The organism is Micromonospora chalcea (assembly GCF_002926165.1).
Classification (GTDB): Bacteria; Actinomycetota; Actinomycetes; order Mycobacteriales; family Micromonosporaceae; genus Micromonospora; species Micromonospora chalcea.
Map to the genome: position 1 here is coordinate 60,150 of NZ_MAGP01000097.1, position 15,368 is coordinate 75,517.

At 74.1% G+C, this 15,368-nt stretch carries 12 protein-coding genes; 6 read left to right on the forward strand and 6 right to left on the reverse strand.

Annotation, left to right across the window (positions count from 1 at the left end; all coding sequences use genetic code 11):
- Nucleotides 1-72: 72 nt before the first annotated feature.
- Complete coding sequence (locus BAW75_RS10615; protein WP_104113460.1) at nucleotides 73-1,926, forward strand: AfsR/SARP family transcriptional regulator; 1,854 nt, start codon at nucleotides 73-75, stop codon at nucleotides 1,924-1,926.
- Nucleotides 1,927-1,989: 63 nt separating this feature from the next.
- Here BAW75_RS10615 and BAW75_RS10620 read toward each other — a convergent pair whose 3' ends face one another.
- Nucleotides 1,990-3,063, reverse strand: a complete 1,074-nt coding sequence (locus tag BAW75_RS10620) for a hypothetical protein (RefSeq protein ID WP_064445638.1) — start codon at nucleotides 3,061-3,063, stop codon at nucleotides 1,990-1,992.
- Between the two features lie 411 nt (nucleotides 3,064-3,474).
- On the opposite strand from BAW75_RS10620, the gene BAW75_RS10625 reads away from it, so the two are divergent.
- Nucleotides 3,475-4,365 carry an SGNH/GDSL hydrolase family protein gene (locus tag BAW75_RS10625; protein ID WP_104113461.1) on the forward strand — a complete coding sequence of 297 codons (891 nt, stop codon included), beginning with the start codon at nucleotides 3,475-3,477 and terminating at the stop codon, nucleotides 4,363-4,365.
- A gap of 55 nt (nucleotides 4,366-4,420) precedes the next feature.
- Here BAW75_RS10625 and BAW75_RS10630 read toward each other — a convergent pair whose 3' ends face one another.
- Nucleotides 4,421-5,656, reverse strand: a complete 1,236-nt coding sequence (locus tag BAW75_RS10630) for a glycoside hydrolase domain-containing protein (RefSeq protein ID WP_104113462.1) — start codon at nucleotides 5,654-5,656, stop codon at nucleotides 4,421-4,423.
- A 210-nt stretch (nucleotides 5,657-5,866) separates the two neighbouring features.
- On the opposite strand from BAW75_RS10630, the gene BAW75_RS32305 reads away from it, so the two are divergent.
- On the forward strand, nucleotides 5,867-6,019 hold the full coding sequence (locus tag BAW75_RS32305) for a hypothetical protein (protein ID WP_166456009.1): 153 nt from the start codon (nucleotides 5,867-5,869) through the stop codon (nucleotides 6,017-6,019).
- Nucleotides 6,019-6,984 (forward strand): golvesin C-terminal-like domain-containing protein, encoded by a 966-nt coding sequence (locus BAW75_RS10635; RefSeq protein ID WP_030499177.1) that lies wholly within the window; start codon nucleotides 6,019-6,021, stop codon nucleotides 6,982-6,984. The genes BAW75_RS32305 and BAW75_RS10635 overlap by 1 nt, the downstream gene beginning before the upstream one ends.
- 53 nt (nucleotides 6,985-7,037) lie before the next feature.
- Here BAW75_RS10635 and BAW75_RS10640 read toward each other — a convergent pair whose 3' ends face one another.
- Nucleotides 7,038-8,267, reverse strand: a complete 1,230-nt coding sequence (locus tag BAW75_RS10640) for an epoxide hydrolase family protein (protein WP_051610913.1) — start codon at nucleotides 8,265-8,267, stop codon at nucleotides 7,038-7,040.
- 22 nt (nucleotides 8,268-8,289) lie between these two features.
- Nucleotides 8,290-8,574 carry a thioredoxin domain-containing protein gene (locus BAW75_RS10645; protein WP_244206077.1) on the reverse strand — a complete coding sequence of 95 codons (285 nt, stop codon included), beginning with the start codon at nucleotides 8,572-8,574 and terminating at the stop codon, nucleotides 8,290-8,292.
- 174 nt (nucleotides 8,575-8,748) lie between these two features.
- Between BAW75_RS10645 and BAW75_RS10650 the strand changes: the two genes are divergently transcribed.
- Nucleotides 8,749-10,974 carry a hypothetical protein gene (locus BAW75_RS10650; RefSeq protein ID WP_104113463.1) on the forward strand — a complete coding sequence of 742 codons (2,226 nt, stop codon included), beginning with the start codon at nucleotides 8,749-8,751 and terminating at the stop codon, nucleotides 10,972-10,974.
- Between the two features lie 13 nt (nucleotides 10,975-10,987).
- On the opposite strand, the gene BAW75_RS10655 is transcribed toward BAW75_RS10650, so the two are convergent.
- Nucleotides 10,988-11,545: a GNAT family N-acetyltransferase gene (locus BAW75_RS10655; protein ID WP_104113464.1), complete on the reverse strand. Its 558-nt coding sequence runs from the start codon at nucleotides 11,543-11,545 to the stop codon at nucleotides 10,988-10,990.
- Nucleotides 11,542-13,578 (reverse strand): penicillin acylase family protein, encoded by a 2,037-nt coding sequence (locus tag BAW75_RS10660; RefSeq protein ID WP_104113465.1) that lies wholly within the window; start codon nucleotides 13,576-13,578, stop codon nucleotides 11,542-11,544. Before BAW75_RS10660 ends, BAW75_RS10655 begins: the two co-directional genes overlap by 4 nt.
- Nucleotides 13,579-13,806: 228 nt before the next feature.
- Between BAW75_RS10660 and BAW75_RS10665 the strand changes: the two genes are divergently transcribed.
- A complete protein-coding gene (locus tag BAW75_RS10665; RefSeq protein ID WP_104113466.1) occupies nucleotides 13,807-15,360 on the forward strand; it encodes a pyridoxal phosphate-dependent decarboxylase family protein in 1,554 nt (517 codons plus the stop codon).
- Nucleotides 15,361-15,368 lie beyond the last annotated feature (8 nt).

Sequence of the window (15,368 nt, forward strand, 5' to 3'; positions counted from 1 at the left end):
CCCCAGCCGAAGGTGGGAATTCCAGCCGTGCACCACACTGTGGACGGTCCTGCGGAGCGGGGGAATGCATCGATGCGGTTCAGTGTCCTCGGCCCGCTGGCCCTTCACGTGGACGATCACCCGATCACGCTCACCGGCACCAAGCCCCGCCTTCTGCTCGCCGTGCTGCTGCTGAGCCCGGGGCGCACGGTCGCCACCTCCCGGCTGGTCGACGGCCTGTGGCCGGACGCGCCGCCCGCGTCGGCGGTACGCAACCTGCGGACGTACGTACACCGGCTGCGGCAGGCGCTGGACCGCGGCGGCGACTCGGCCGACCGGCTGGTCCACGACGGCACCGGCTACCACCTGCGGGTCGACGAGGACGAGCTGGACCTGCTGCGGTTCCGGCGTCTCACCGACGACGCCCGCCGGGCCGCGCGGGGGGACCGGCCGGAGGTCGCCGCCGAGCTGTTCGACCAGGCGGTCGAGCTGTGGGGCGGGCCCCCGCTGGAGGACCTGGCGGATCCGGGCACCGACCTGGGCGCGACCGTCACGGCGCTGCGGGAGCAGCACCGGGAGATCACGACCGAGCTGTTCGACCTGCGCCTGCGACTGCGGCAACCGGCCCGGGTCATCCCGTCGCTGCGCCGGATGGTGGCCGAGGAGCCGCTCGACGAACGCCGGCAGGCGCAGCTGGTGACCGCGCTGACGCTGGAGGGGCGTGTGGCCGAGGCGCTGGCCGTGTACCAGCAGGCCCGGCGCGGCATCGTCGACGAGCTCGGCGTCGACCCCGGTCCCACCCTCCAGGGCGCCCTCCAGGCCGCGCTGGACGGGGACTCCGCCGAGGTCCGACCACCGTCCGGCTGGCCGGCGGTCCTCGGCGCCGGGCCCGCGGCGCCGCCCGGCCCGCCGCCGAGCCCGCAGGCCCTGCCGATGAAGCCGCCGTCCCTGGTCGGCCGGGACACCACGGCCAGCCAGCTCCGCACCATCGCCGAGGGGATCGCCGACCCGGTCGGCGCCGACGAGCACGCCGGGGTCGTGCTCGTGTCCGGCGCGCCGGGCGTCGGCAAGTCGTCGTTCTCGGTGTCCAGCGGGTACGACCTGGCCGACCTCTTTCCCGACGGTCAGCTCTTCGTCAGCTTCGACAGCAGCGACGAGACACCCCGCGGCAGCGGCGAACTGATCAGGGAGCTGCTCGTCGAGCTGGGTGTACCGCTGGCCGACGTGTCCGAGGACATCCGGGAGCGTTCCGCCGCGCTGCGGTGCGCGCTCGCCGGCCGACGGCTGCTGCTCATCATCGACGACGTCCACTGCGCGCAGCAGGTGCGTCCGCTGCTGCCCGGCGCGGGCCGCAGCCTGGTGCTGATCAACAGCCGGCAGCGCCTGCTGGACCTGGACGTCGGCTGGCGGTTGACGCTCGGCGCGCTCGACCGCGCCGACGCGGTGGAACTGCTGGCCACGATCGCCGGTGAGCGCCGGGTACGTGAGCAACCGGAGGTGTTCGGCCGGATCGCCGCGGCCTGCGACCTGTTGCCACTGGCGCTGCGGATCGTCGGCAGCCGGCTCGTCACCCAGCCCGACGTCGCCCTGCCCGGCTTCGCCGCGCACCTGGAGGACGAGGAGAACCGGCTGTCCGAGCTGGCCGTCGGGGACATCTCGGTGCGCGGCAGCCTCTCGGTCAGCTACCAGGCGCTGGACGTCGACGCCCGCCGGGCGCTGCGCGCGCTGGCCCGCGCCGGCTCGTTCATCACCCCGGCCAGCGCGGTGGAGATCCTGCGCCTGCCCCGGCAGCAGGCCAACCGGATGGTGGAGCACCTGGTCCAGCACAATCTGCTGCTGCCCGTCGACTCGGACGATCCGGGCCAGCACTTCCACCTGCCGGAGCTGCTACGGCTCTTCGCCCGCGAGTGTGTGGACGCGCACGGCCGCCCGTTGCCGGCCACCTGACCCGCCGGCAGCCGGATCGGGGTGTGCGGGTCAGCCGACGCGCACACCCCGATCCGGGTCTCCTCACTTGAGGAAGCGGTCCAGCGCGGCCTCGATGGTGCCGCTGTCCGGCGTCGCGTACGACTTCATCGTCACCTTGTTGTAGGAGATGAAGCTCGGGCAGCGGGCGGCCGGAGCGTTCACCGTGCCGCCGTCACCGACCTTCTCGGCGGTCTTGGCGGCGTGGAACGTCAGCGTGTACCGCGAGGAGATGTAGTCGACGGTGACGACCTTGTCCTCGCTGTTCTTGTACTGGCACTTCTTCGGCGTGCCCTCGCTGCCCTCGACCATCTTGAGGCAGCCGATGACGGACACGGTGGCGAAGTCCGCCGACTTGGCGTAGTACGGCTTGGCCGAGCTGATCGTCTTCTGCGACCAGAACGTCGGCCGGTCCGGGGAGTTGGAGAAGACGTACGCCTTCGAGCCCGCCGGCGCGGTGTACGGGGCGGCGTTGAGGATCGGTCCCCCGTCGCAGACCGCCGACATCTCGCTGGCGTACCGCGCGGTGATCGCGTCGTTGTTGGTGGGTCCGTCCGGCCCGGGCGACTCCGGCCCGTCCGCGCTGGGGGTCGCGGACGGACTGCCGTCCGGCCCGGGGGTGGCGCTGCCGGAGGCGACCGGCTTCGGGTCCTCCTCGTCGCCGTTGAAGGCGACGTAGGCGAGCCCGCCGCCGCAGCAGAGCAGCGTCAGCGTCACCGCACCGGCGGCGAGGCCGACGATCAGCCCCTTGCTCTTGCCGCCGCCGCCCTGGGGCGTGCCGGGCGCGTAGGGCGCGGCCGGCGGCGGGAAGCCGGCCTGCCCCGGGTACGACACCGCGGGCTGCGGCGCCCCGTACGGCGCGCCGGAGGCCGGCTGCGAGCCGTAGGGCGCGCCGGAAGCGGGCTGGGCGCCGTACGGTGCGCCGGAGGCCGGCTGGGCGCCGTAGGGCGCGCCCGACGCCGGCGGCGAACCGTAGGGGGCACCTGACGCCGGCGGCGAGCCGTAGGGCGCGCCGGAGGCCGGCTGCGCGCCGTACGGGGCGTTCGGGTCGGGCTGGTTGCCCCACGCTCCGGCGTTCGGGTCCGGATAGCCTCCGTAGGGAGGGTGATTGTCACTCATCTGAGGTTCTTCCACCTGTCGTCCGTGGTTCCGGCGATCAACCACTTCGCAGCGTAATGACGGCCGCAAATCCGGGATCGCCGACATTCGATCGGTCGCTCACCAGCCGTGCCGGGGTGGCTCCGGTGCGTGCCTCCGCGAATCCGGCCCCGGTCCACCCACCAGGAGTGACAGTGCCGGGGAGCGTTGCGCCGCAACGAATCGACCCGTCTACCGGCTCCCGGCACCCGACTCCGCGGACGCCGAAAAGTGTGACGCACACAACACCTGAGGCCGCGTCGGCAACCCTCCGCCAGGCAGTGCCGGACCACATCCCGGGACACGCTTTAGTGAGCCCTGTCTATATTGACGTGCGCCACAGGCGTGGACAGAATCCCAGCACCACCACCAGGACCCCTCCGGGAGGGCCCCATGAACCGTCCCCGCCTGCCGCTGATGCGGACCGCCACCAGACTCGCCGCGGTCGCCGCCGCCACCGCCGGCGTGCTGCTCGCGGCCACCGCGCCCGCCGTCGCCGCCGCGCCCACCGGGCGGTACGTGGCGCTCGGCGACTCCTACACCTCCGCCCCGCTCGTGCCCACCCAGGTCGACCTGAACTGCCTGCGCTCCAACCGCAACTACCCGTCCCTGGTCGCGGCGTCCGCCGGTTCGTCGTCGTTCACCGACGTGAGCTGCTCCGGGGCCACCACCGAGGACATCCTGTACGGCGGCGACGGCGCGCTGGGCATCGCGCTGCCACCGCAGGTCAACGCGCTCACCTCCGGCACGGCGCTGGTCACGGTCCAGATCGGCGGCAACGACATCGGCTTCTCCGGCATCATCGGCGACTGCGCCGAGGCGAGCGTGAGCAGCCCGCTCGGGTCGCCCTGCAAGGACCGGTTCACCGCGGGCGGCACCGACCAGTTGCGGGCCCGGATCGCCGCCGCCGCGCCGAAGGTGACGGCCGTGCTGCGGGCGGTCCGCCAGGCCGCGCCGAACGCGCGCGTGGTGGTGCTCGGCTATCCGGCGATCCTGCCCGACAGCGGGTACGGCTGCTGGCCGGTGGTGCCGATCGCCTACCAGGACGTGCCGTACCTGCGCGGCGTCCAGAAGGCGCTCAACACGATGCTCGCCGACACCGCGGCGGCGGGCGGGGCCAGCTACGCCGACGTCTACACCCCGTCGATCGGCCGGGACGCGTGCAAGAGCAGCGGCACCCGCTGGGTGGAGGGGCTGGTGCCGCAGAACTCGGCCGCGCCGTTCCACCCGAACGCCCGCGGTGAGCAGGGCATGGCCACCGCCCTGCTGGCCCACCTGAGCTGACCCGGACGCCGTGAGCCGGCCCCGCCGAGGCGGAACCGGCTCACGGCCCGCGGGCTCACACCCGGGTGATGCGGACCGCGTCGGCGACCACGTACCCGGTCCCGGCGCTCCAGCGGCTCACCCCGACCTTGTCCCCGGCGCCGGCGGCGAGTGTGAACACGCCGAGCGAGACCCAGCGTCCGCCGCCGGTGCGCTGGTCGACCGCCACCGACCGGTTGCCGGTCGTGGTGGCGACCAGGTACGGGGTGCGGTCGTTGTAGCCGGGGTCGGCCGGGTACCACACCGACACCTCGTAGGCGCCGGTCGCGGGCAGGCTCGCCCGGAACCAGGCCACGTCGCTGGCCGCCACCGGCGTGGCGAAGCGGTAGTCGGCGCCGTAGCGCTGCCCGGAGTACGCGGAGGCGCCCCAGGCCGCGCCCGCGCTGAACCCGCCCGACGTGGCGTTGTCGACCGTGACGCTCCACGACGCGGGCGGGGTGCCGGCCCGTACGTTCAGGTAGTTGCGGTCGATCTTCATGGTCACGCCGCCCCACGTCTCGGTGACGTCCCCGGCGTACTGGTGCAGGCGCTGCTGGTCGGCGTAGCGGTCGTCGGCGCAGTACGTGCCCCCGTCGGTGTCCGCGACGCCGTTCCACCAGGCGATCCAGATCTGGTCCAGGCGCAGGTACCGGGTGTCGTCGTAGGCGTTGCAGACGTCGGTGATGCCGGACGAGCCGCTGGAGTACATGCCGGCGAGGTAGCCGCGCGTGTGCAGCCGCTCGACCCAGCCGGAGAGGAAGGAGAGCACGGTGGCCCGGCAGCTCGCGTTCGACGGGTACTGCTCGATGTCGTTGTAGAGCGTGCTGCCCGCGCCGATGCCGAGCGCCGTCGCGGCGGCGACCGCGCTGTCCGCCGCGGTCCGGCCCTGCCCGCGGGCGGTGGCCGGGTCGGCGGACATCTTCGGCGTACGGGTGCCGCACGGCGCCTGGTAGCCCAGCTCGATCGGGATCAGCCGCCAGCCCTTGCGGGTCTGGTCGGCGACCCAGGTCGCGGTCAGGTTGGGCTGGGCGCACGTGCGGCTGGCGCCGCTGATGTAGACGCCGACCGCGCGGTACGGCGAGGCGGTCAGCCAGGCGTCCATCGCGGCCTGCGACGGCGCGGTGCACGTGTCGAAGCCCTTGCCGGTGAACGTGCCGGGCTGCGGGCCGACCGCGGCGACAGTGGCGGCGGCCTCGGCCGGGGCGGCCGCGGTGGCCGGGGCCGCGGCCGCGGCCACAACGAGAAGTGTCAGGGCCGTGACGAACGCTCTCATCGGCGCCCCTCCTGTGAAGGGTTCCTCGCTCGACGGCGAGACTTGGGCAGGATTTCTACCACGCATCGACGAACGACGACAGATGGTGGTGGCGAAAGTTTTCACAATGGAAACGATCATTGAAGGGTATCGACAGAGCGCCCGACGCCGGGATAGCGTGCCCACACTCACGAGCGTCGATCGATATTGCGCCGTCACCCGAGGAGCGCCATGCCCACGTCACGATCCCCCCGTCTGCGACGCCGAGGTCTGCTCGGCGTACCCGCCCTGGCGGCCGCCGCCCTCGTGGTGGCCGTCCGTCCCGGTACGGCGCACGCCGCGCCGAAGGCCGAGTGCCTCGCCGACCTGCTCCGGGAGCAGTGATGGCGACCATTCCCTGGCTCGTTGACGTGCTGCGGGCCGCCGGCGTGCAGGTGGTGGTCGAGGGCGACTGGCTCAACCGGATGCGCTCCGGCTCGTTCGACCCGATCGGCGTGCTCTGGCACCACACCGCCGCCACGTCCAGCGCCACCAACCCGCACCCGGCGCTGAACATCTGCATCAACGGCCGCTCCGACCTGCCCGGCCCGCTCTGCCAGGCGCTCGTGGACTACCACGGCGTGTTCCACGTGATCTCGGCCGGCCGGTGCAACCACGCCGGCACCAGCGGCGGCAGCGGCCCGATCCCGGCCGGCGACGGCAACACGCTGATGATCGGCTGGGAGATCGACTACAACGGCGTCGACCAGCGGATGACCACCGCCCAGTACAACGCGAGCATCGCGGCCACCGCCGCCGTGCTCAAGCGGCTCGGCCGGGACTCCAGCTACGCCCGGGGGCACCGGGAGACCAGCACCACCGGCAAGATCGACCCGTCCTTCATCGACCTGAACACGATGCGCGCCGACGTGGCCGCCAAGATGGCCGGCGGCGGCACCGGCTGGACGTCGACGGTGGACAACGCCACCGCGGGCCGGTTCACCGCCAGCGCCAACTGGGGCACCTCGACCTACTCCGGGCAGCGCTACGGCGCCGACTACCGGTACGCGGACCCGGTCGCCGCGAGCGACGCCGCCTGGTACAAGTTCAACGTCCCCCGTACCGGCAACTACCGGGTCGACGCGTGGTGGCCGGCGAACGCGGGCTACAACGCGGCCACGCCGTACATCGTCGCCACCACCACCGGCAACCGGACGGTCACCGTCGACCAGCGGGCGACCGGCGGGCAGTGGCGCTCACTCGGCACGTTCACGCTGCCGGCCGGGGACGCCAACCGGGTGGCGGTCAGCCGGTGGAGCTCCGCCGCCGGCCTGGTCATCGCCGACGCGGTCCGGCTGACCGAGGTCTGAATCCGCGGACGCGGCCGGGTGGACATCCCACCCGGCCGCATCCGTCCCGGCAGTCAGCGCAGCGAGCGGAAGGCCGCCCGCATCTCCTGCGCGAACAACTCCGGCTGCTCCCAGGCGGCGAAGTGCCCACCCCGGTCCAGCTGGTTGTAGTGGATCAGGTTCGGGTACGCCCGCTCCGCCCAGCTGCGCGGCGCGAGCAGGATCTCGTCCGGGAACTGGCTCACCGCGGCCGGCACCCGGACGCCCTTCGCGGCGAAGAACGACAGCGCGTTCTGCGCGTACAGCCGGGCCGAGGACACGCCGGTGTTGGTCAGCCAGTAGAGCGTGACGTTGTCCAGGATGTCGTCGCGGCTCAGGCCGCCGGGCCGGCCGGCGAAGGCGGCGCAGATCAGATCCAGGCTGGCTGCGTCGTGGTCGAGCATGAACGTCGCCAGCCCGGCCGGCGAGTCGGCGAGCGCCGTCAGCGTCTCCGGGCGGGTCGTCATGATCAGCGCGTACGCGGAGTGCTTCCAGAAGAAGTCGATCCGCTCGCAGGCGGCCCGCTCCTCGTCCGAGAGCCCGGCCGGCAGCTCCGCGAGGGGGTTGTTCACGCCGGTGATGCCGCGTTGCAGCAGCGCGTCGATGTCCGGCGGCACCACGCACGGCATGTTCGTGTGGATGCCGGCGAGTTCCGGCGGCGCCTGCACGCCGAGCATGTCGGTGATCAGCGCGCCCCAGTCGCCGCCCTGGGCCACGAACCGGGTGTAGCCCAGCCGCCGCATCAGCTCGGTCCAGGCGCGGGCGATGTGCTGCGGGTCCCAGCCGGGCCCGTCCGGCTTGCCGGAGAAGCCGTAGCCGGGCATCGACGGGATCACCAGGTGGAACGCGTCCGAGGCGCGGCCGCCGTGCGCGGTCGGGTCGGTGAGCGGGCCGATGATCTTCAGCTGCTCGATCACCGATCCCGGCCACCCGTGAGTGACGATCAGCGGCAGCGCGTCGTCGTGCCGGGACCGGACGTGGATGAAGTGGATGTCCAGGCCGTCGATCTCGGTGACGAAGTTCGGCAGGTCGTTGAGCCGCGCCTCGACCTTGCGCCAGTCGTACTCGGTCGCCCAGTACCGGGCCAGCGCCTGGCTGGTCTCCAGCGGCACACCCTGGGACTGGTCGTCCACCGTCTGGCGCTCTGGCCACCGGGTGGCCGCGAGCCGGGTCCGCAGGTCCTGCAGGTCCGCCTCCGGCACGTCGACGCGGAACTCGCGGATGTCGGCGCCGGTACGCGTCGGCGTCAGGGTCTTGACGGCCACGGGTTGTCCTCCTCGGGTCGGGTCAGGGACCGAACGTGAAGACGTACGCGCGGAGACGCCGACCCAGCGGTCGGCCAGCGTGCGCGCCGATCACCGTGAGCCCCAGATCCCGGTAGTCGCGGTGCCACGCCCGCACGTACGGGGCGGTGCGGATCCCGTTCACGCAGGTGTACTCCCAGACGTCGACCAGAACCACGCGCCCGCGCAGCTCCTCCGGCGTCAGCGGCGCGGAGTTCACCCACCGGCGGACGTCGATCGGCGGCAGCCGGGTCGCCACGGCAAGGTCGTCACGCGAAGCGCCGGTCATGCGGGACCCCTTCCTCGGCGGACCGTCGGCGGTTACCCGGACGGCACGGCTTCGAACGGCCGCCCGAGGCAGGTGCGCGGGCGTTTGCCCGCCGCCCGGCGGGGTAGGACGCTGCGCCACCCGAGGGCGGGCCGTGCCAGGCGGCGTGGGCGGCCGGGACGTCGCGGAGGGTCGATGACGGCTGGACCAGGGCGGGCGCAGGCCCCGCCGGGCGAGGTGGTGGAGCTGCGGGTGCACGGGGTCTCCGCGGGCGGGGCCGCCGAGGTGCTGGGCCGGCCGCTGGTCCGGCAGGTCGCGGGCGACCACAGCGCCGGCTTTTACCGTCCCCGTCCGGACCTGGCCGACGGGCGCGGCGCGAGCGGAGTGACGCTGGAGGCGTACCAGTGGAACGACCTGCCGTCCGGCACCGCGCTGCGTACCCTCTCGCTGCTGTTCCTGATGCCCTTCATGCTGCTCAACGTGGCCGTGTGGATGCGGCCGGGGGACGCCGTCGGCGGCGCGGTGGTGCGGGCGCTGTGCCGGGTGCTGGGGTTGAGCCTGACCGCGTTGTACGTGCTCGCCGGGGCCGGGGTCGCGCTGGACCTGGTGGCCTGGCAGTGCCTGTCCGTCCCGGCGTGCGTCGCCGACCGGGAGTGGCTGTCCTGGATGGGCGGGCGGCCGGTCGGGCTGCGGCTGGTGGTGCTGGCGCTGGTCCCGGCGGCCGCGGTGAGCCTGGTCTGGTGGGGCTCCCGGCGGCCGGGACGCTCGTTCACCGCGTTCCGGGCGCCGGAGCGGGCGACGGCCGGGCCTCCGCTGAGCACGATCGGCCAGTGGGACACCGAGCCGCTGATGGGCCGGCTGCGTTCGATCCACATCGCGGCGGCCTTCGCCACCCTCGACGGCTGTCTCCTCGCCGCCCGGGCCGCGCAGGGCGTCCCGCCCACGGTGGCGGTGCTGCTGGCGGTCACCGGCGCGGTGCTGCTCGCCTGCCTGGTCCTGGTCTGCGTGCCGCCGCTCGTCGACCGGGCGCCCACCGACCCGCGACGTGACCGGGTCGCCCGGGTGCTGCGCGGCACCGCGATCGGGCTCACCGTCGTGGTGGCCGGGTATCTGCTGTTCGCCCCGGCCCGCTGGCGTGCCGGCGGCGGGCTGCCCGGCTACGGCTCGATCCTGACCTGGCTGCTGGTCACGCACGCGGTACTGCTCGGCGGCCTGGCCGCGGTGCTGATCTGGCACCGCCTACGAGTCCGCGGCCACCAGCCGCCGAACGGGCTCGGGGCGCTCGTGGTAGCCGCGGCGGCGGGCGGGCTCGCGGTGGCGTACTCCGCCGAGCTGGTCCAGCGCACCGCCGACCTGCTGGACCGGGGCGTGTCCCCGGCGGACGACATACCGGGCCCGACGCACGCGTACACCTGGGCGATCTACGGCTTCTTCCGCGCGCTGCTGGTCACCCTGGTGGTCGCGGCCGTGGTGGCGCTGGTGTCCCGGCGCGGCCGGATGCGGGCCGCCGGGGCGATCGTCGAGCGGGACTTCCCGTCGCCGCCGGCCGAGGCGGCGCCCCGGCTGCGGCAGGTCCGGACGATGATCGTGCGGGCCCGGTTCACCGACCTGCTGGTGCCGCTGGCGGTGCTGTTCGCCGTCATGGCCGGACTGGGCGCGGCGACCACCGCGATGGCGCTGGTCCGTCCCGATCCGGGCGAGACGCTGGAGCACCGCACGCACGTCCCGGCGGAGCTGGTCATGTTCGGCATCGAGGTGGGCGGGGTGGCGATCTCGGCGGCGGTGCTGGCCCTCATCCTCGCCGGGATCTTCGCCTACCGCAGTCCCGGGTTCCGGCACCACGTCGGCGTGCTCTTCGACCTGGCCACGTTCTGGCCCCGGGCGGCACACCCGTTCGCACCGCCCTGCTACGCCGAGCGGGCCGTGCCGGAGCTGGCCCGGCGCATCACGTACCTGGTGCACAGCGGCAACGGGGTGCTGCTGTCCGGCTACAGCCACGGCTCGGTGCTCGTCGCCGCCACCGTCCTGCAGCTACCGGCGGAGGTCAGCGCGCGGGTCGCCCTGCTCACCTACAGCTCGCCGCTGCGCCGGCTCTACGCCCGGCTGTTCCCCGCCTACGTCGGCGGCGAGATGCTGCGCGGGATCGGCGGCCGGATCGGCTGGCGGTGGCGCAACCTGTGGCGGGACACCGACGCGCTGGGCGGATGGATCTTCTCCCCGCACCGCCCGGACGAGCCGGCCCGCGTCACCGGCCCGGAGGCAACTGTGGACCGTCGCCTCCGGGATCCGGAGAGCCTGGTCGCCCCGCCCTGGGACAGCGTCCCCCCGCCGATCAAGGGTCACCTCCCGTCGGAGGACGACCCGGCGTACGCCGAGACGGTGCGGGACCTGGCCGGGCGGCTGCGCGCCGCCGAGCCGTGACGCGGGCATGGCTTCACGCGGGCGGGTGGTCCGCCTCGAACCGCTCCCGGGTGAGGAACGCCAGCCTCGCCCGCTTGTCCGGCATGTCGATCTCCTCACCGAGCGTGAATCCCTCGATGCGCAGGCGGCGCAGCATGGCGTCGTTGCGCACGTCCGGCTCGGCCACCACGCGACGCGCGGCCGGGTCGCGCAGCAGGAACCGCATCAGGGCCGGGAAGACCGCGCCGGTCACGCCGCGCGGGTACCGCCGGGGCGGGTCGAGCAGCAGGTGCATCCCCACGTCGCCGGGCTGCACCGGGTAACGCTCGCCGACCGGGTCCGCCTCCGGCTGGTACGTCTGGAACAGCCCGATCGGCTCGCCGTCGAGCCGGATCAGGTACGCGTGGTGGGTCTCCAGCCCGTCGACGAACGCGTAGATGTCGCGTACCTGGTCGACGGTGTGCGAGCCCATGCCCCAGAACCGGTTGCGGGGCCGGATCACCCAGCCGTGCAGCAGGCCGGCGTCCCGCTCGGGGCGGAGCGGCTCCAGCGCCAGCGCGCCGAGGCCGGAAATCGACTCCAGGTGGATCACGTCGTCTCGTCTCCCGTCAGTGGGCCGGCGGGCACCGGGATCAGCGTCCCGGCGGCCCAGTGGGTCAGCTGGTCGGCGAAGTGCGGATCGCCGGGGCGCCCGGACGCGCCGAACGGGACGATCCAGCGGCTGGCCGCCCGGTCGGTCAGGTCCCACACGTAGCGGGCCACCGGGCCGCGCCAGCAGGCGTCGGAGACGCCCGGCACGCTGGAGGTGGCCAGCACGCAGTCGGTGTCACCGGCCAGCGCCACCCGCTCCCGCATCGCGGTCACCGCGTCGGTGACCGCCGGGGCGACGCCCAGGTGCACCGGGTGCAGCAGGTGCCGGCTGCCCCACTCACCGGGCGGCGGGCCGGCGGCCACCTCGGCCAGCGCCTCGGCCGCCGGTTCCGCGAGGTCGAACCCGGCCGCGAGGTGATCCAGCGCCAGGCCGATCCGCGCCGCCGGGTCGGTCCAGGGGGCGAACAGCTCGTCGAACCCGCACGGCTCGTCGAGCGCACGCAACCCCGGGTGTACGCGCAGCCGCCGGGCCAGCGCCGCCCGCCAGGCCGCGTACGCGCCCGCCTCGGCCGACCCGCCCGCCATCGCCCGGTCCCATCGGCGCAGCCGCCGCAGCAGCGCGCGGGCGGGTTCGTCGAGCCGGCCCGGGTCGAGCCGGTCGAGCAGCCGGTACAGCGGGCCGGCCGGGAGCCGGTCGTCGGTGTGCACTGTGGACGCCTCGGCGCCCTCGGCGAGCAGCGCGCGGATCCGGCGCGCCCGGTGCGGCGGGGCGAAGTCGACACCGTGCGCTGCGACGTCGTCGCGGCGGTCGTTGGCGCACACCGCCACGCCGTCGACCCGCTCGTCCACCGGCGGCACGTAGTCGCCCCGCCACCGGTAGGCCGGCTCCCAGGCCGGCACCGGCTCCCGGCGGCACCGTTCGTCGCGTACCGGGACCAGGCCGGCGACCAGACGGCGGACGCCGCCCTCGGTGTCGGCGGTGAGCACGCTGTTGACCGGCTCGACCCAGTGGCGCAGCGCGTCGGCGACGTCGGCGGCGCGCCGGGCGCGCAGCAGCGGCAGCAGCGCCTCGAAGCCGAGCCGGGCCTCCACCCGGCTCGGGGCGCGCAGCGCGATGGCCTCGCCGGTGACCCGGTCGTGGTCGATCACCGGCCCGCGCGGCGTCTCGATCACCTCGACCGTCTCCGGGTCGCCGCCGCGGACCTCGATCTCCTCGACGTGACGCGCGACCGGGGTCCAGCCGTCGGCGTCGCGCGCCAGCACCCGGTCGCCGTCGCGGCGCAGCCGCTCGCGGTAGAGGTCCTGGTAGTCGGCCATCGCGTTGGTGACGGCCCAGGCCACGTGCCCGGTGTGGCCGAAGTGCGGCAGGCCCGGCACGCCGGGGAAGGCGAGGCCGACCACGTCGAACTCCGGGCAGGCCAGCCGGACCTGCTGGTAGACGCCGGGCAGTTCGAGCAGCCGGTGCGGGTCGCCGGCGATCAGCGGGCCGCGCCCGGTGGCCGGGTCGGCGGGCAGCACCCAGGCGTTGCTGCCCGACGACGCGGGTCCCTCCACGGCGAACAGTCCGGCCGCATCGGGGCCGAGCGTGCGGGCCACGTGCGCGTGCCAGAGCTTGTTCGGGAAGGTGGAGAACAGCACGTGCTGGACGAGGAACACGCCGAGCGGCGACCAGGGGCGCCAGGGTTCGGGCGCGGCGCCGGTGGCGGCGAACTCGGGTGCGGCGGCGGCGCCCTCGGCGAGTCCGGCGTTGACCCCGTCCACGTACGCCTCGACCCACCGCCGGGTGTCCGGGTCCAGCCGTTCGTAGCAGCGCCGGGCGGTGTCGTCCAGCCGTACGCGGCGGGCGAACCGGTCCCACGCCAGCTCGGACGGTCCGACGTGGGCGGCCAGGCGGCCCTCGGCACGCCATCGTTCGACGCTGATCTGCCACGCCCGGTCGGTCGCGGCGACACGCCCCTGCAGACGGGCCAGCGCGTCGGCGTCACCGGCCCACAGTTGCGGCACGCCCCACTGATCGCGATCGACGCGCGTCACCGTCTCGGCCCGCCTCGGCGCGCCGGGCGGCGGTTCCGTTCCACAGTCAACTTAGGATAACCTCCCCTAACCGAGGGCGACCTTACCGCGACACGCGGCAGGCGCCAACCGGCGGTAGTTCCAGGACAAAGAGCACCGAGTCGCGCTTGCTAGTTAGGCGAGCCTAACCTAACCTGATCGCCGCGGCTGTGGCCGCACGTCCTGTCCGTACGACCGCTGGGAAGTCGCATGAGTTCGATCGGGAGCCCGACCGGCGCCGCGCCCACCGACACCGGCCGCGCCGCCGCCACGGCCCGCGACCACCTGTTCAACGCCGGCTCGCTCGGGCGGTACCGGGACGTGCTGGCGCGCGGCGTCGACCGGGTCGCCCGGCGGGTCGGCGAGGTGGACACGCCGTTCACCGGCGTCACGCCCGACCAGCTGGCGCCGCTCATCGGCGGCATCGACCTCGACCGGCCGCTCGGCGACACCGACGCCGCCCTGGACGAGCTGCACGACGTGTGGCTACGCGACGCGGTGTGGTTCCACCACCCGCGCTACCTGGCCCACCTCAACTGCCCGGTGGTCATCCCGGCGCTGCTCGGCGAGGCGGTGCTCAGCGCGGTGAACTCCTCACTGGACACCTGGGACCAGAGCACCGGGGCCACCCTGATGGAGCGGCGCCTGATCGAGTGGACGGCCGGGCGGATCGGGCTGGGTCCGACCGCCGACGGGGTGTTCACCAGCGGCGGCACCCAGTCGAACCTCCAGGCCATGCTGCTGGCCCGGGAGGAGGCGTACCGCCGGGCGGTGGGTGGCGCGGCCACCCGGCCGGACCGGCCGCAGGTGCTGTCCCAGCTGCGCGTCATCACCTCCGCGGCCGGGCACTTCAGCGTGCAGAAGGCCGCCAAGCTGCTCGGCCTCGCCGCCGACGCGGTGCTCACCGTGCCCACCGACGCGGCCCGCCGGATGCGCGCCGACGAGCTGGCCCGCACGATCGACAGCTGCCACCGCGACGGTCAGGTGGTGATGGCAGTGGTCGCCACCGCCGGCACCACCGACTTCGGCAGCATCGACCCCCTGCCCGAGATCGCCGACATCTGCGCCGACGCGGGCGTCTGGCTGCACGTCGACGCCGCGTACGGCTGCGGGCTGCTCGTCTCCCCCACCCGCCGCCACCTGCTCGACGGCATCGAGCGGGCCACCTCGGTGACAGTCGACTACCACAAGTCGTTCTTCCAGCCGGTCAGCTCCAGCGCGCTGCTGGTGCGCGACGGCCGGGCGCTGCGCCACGCCACCTGGCACGCCGACTACCTCAACCCGGCCCGCGCCGTCGAGCAGGGCATCCCGAACCAGGTCGACAAGAGCATCCAGACGACGCGGCGGTTCGACGCCTGCAAGCTCTGGCTGACCCTGCGGATCATGGGGCCGGACGCGGTCGGCGCGCTCTCCGACCAGGTCGTCGACCTCGCGGCGCAGGCGTGGCAGCGGCTCGACGCCGACCCGCGCTTCGAGGTGGCCGCACCGTCGCAGCTGAGCACAGTGGTCTTCCGCTACCGGCCGTCCGGCCTCGCGCCCGACCTGGCCGACGAGGCCAACCTGCACGCCCGCGACGCGCTGGCCGCCTCCGGCGCCGCCCTGGTCGCCGGCACCAAGGTCGACGGCGCGCACCACCTGAAGCTCACGCTGCTCAACCCCGAGACCACAGTGGACGACATCGCCCACGTGCTGGACCTCATCGCCGACCACGCCGCCTGGTACGCCCGGACCGCTGCCGCCGAGCTGTCCTGCCCGGTCGGCTGACCCCCCGT

Coding starts and splice junctions, on each gene's coding strand:
- BAW75_RS10615 (WP_104113460.1), top strand. CDS start 73: ATGCGGTTCAGTGTCCTCGGCCCGCTGGCCCTTCACGTGGACGATCAC.
- BAW75_RS10620 (WP_064445638.1), bottom strand. CDS start 3,063: ATGAGTGACAATCACCCTCCCTACGGAGGCTATCCGGACCCGAACGCC.
- BAW75_RS10625 (WP_104113461.1), top strand. CDS start 3,475: ATGAACCGTCCCCGCCTGCCGCTGATGCGGACCGCCACCAGACTCGCC.
- BAW75_RS10630 (WP_104113462.1), bottom strand. CDS start 5,656: ATGAGAGCGTTCGTCACGGCCCTGACACTTCTCGTTGTGGCCGCGGCC.
- BAW75_RS32305 (WP_166456009.1), top strand. CDS start 5,867: ATGCCCACGTCACGATCCCCCCGTCTGCGACGCCGAGGTCTGCTCGGC.
- BAW75_RS10635 (WP_030499177.1), top strand. CDS start 6,019: ATGGCGACCATTCCCTGGCTCGTTGACGTGCTGCGGGCCGCCGGCGTG.
- BAW75_RS10645 (WP_244206077.1), bottom strand. CDS start 8,574: ATGACCGGCGCTTCGCGTGACGACCTTGCCGTGGCGACCCGGCTGCCG.
- BAW75_RS10650 (WP_104113463.1), top strand. CDS start 8,749: ATGACGGCTGGACCAGGGCGGGCGCAGGCCCCGCCGGGCGAGGTGGTG.
- BAW75_RS10665 (WP_104113466.1), top strand. CDS start 13,807: ATGAGTTCGATCGGGAGCCCGACCGGCGCCGCGCCCACCGACACCGGC.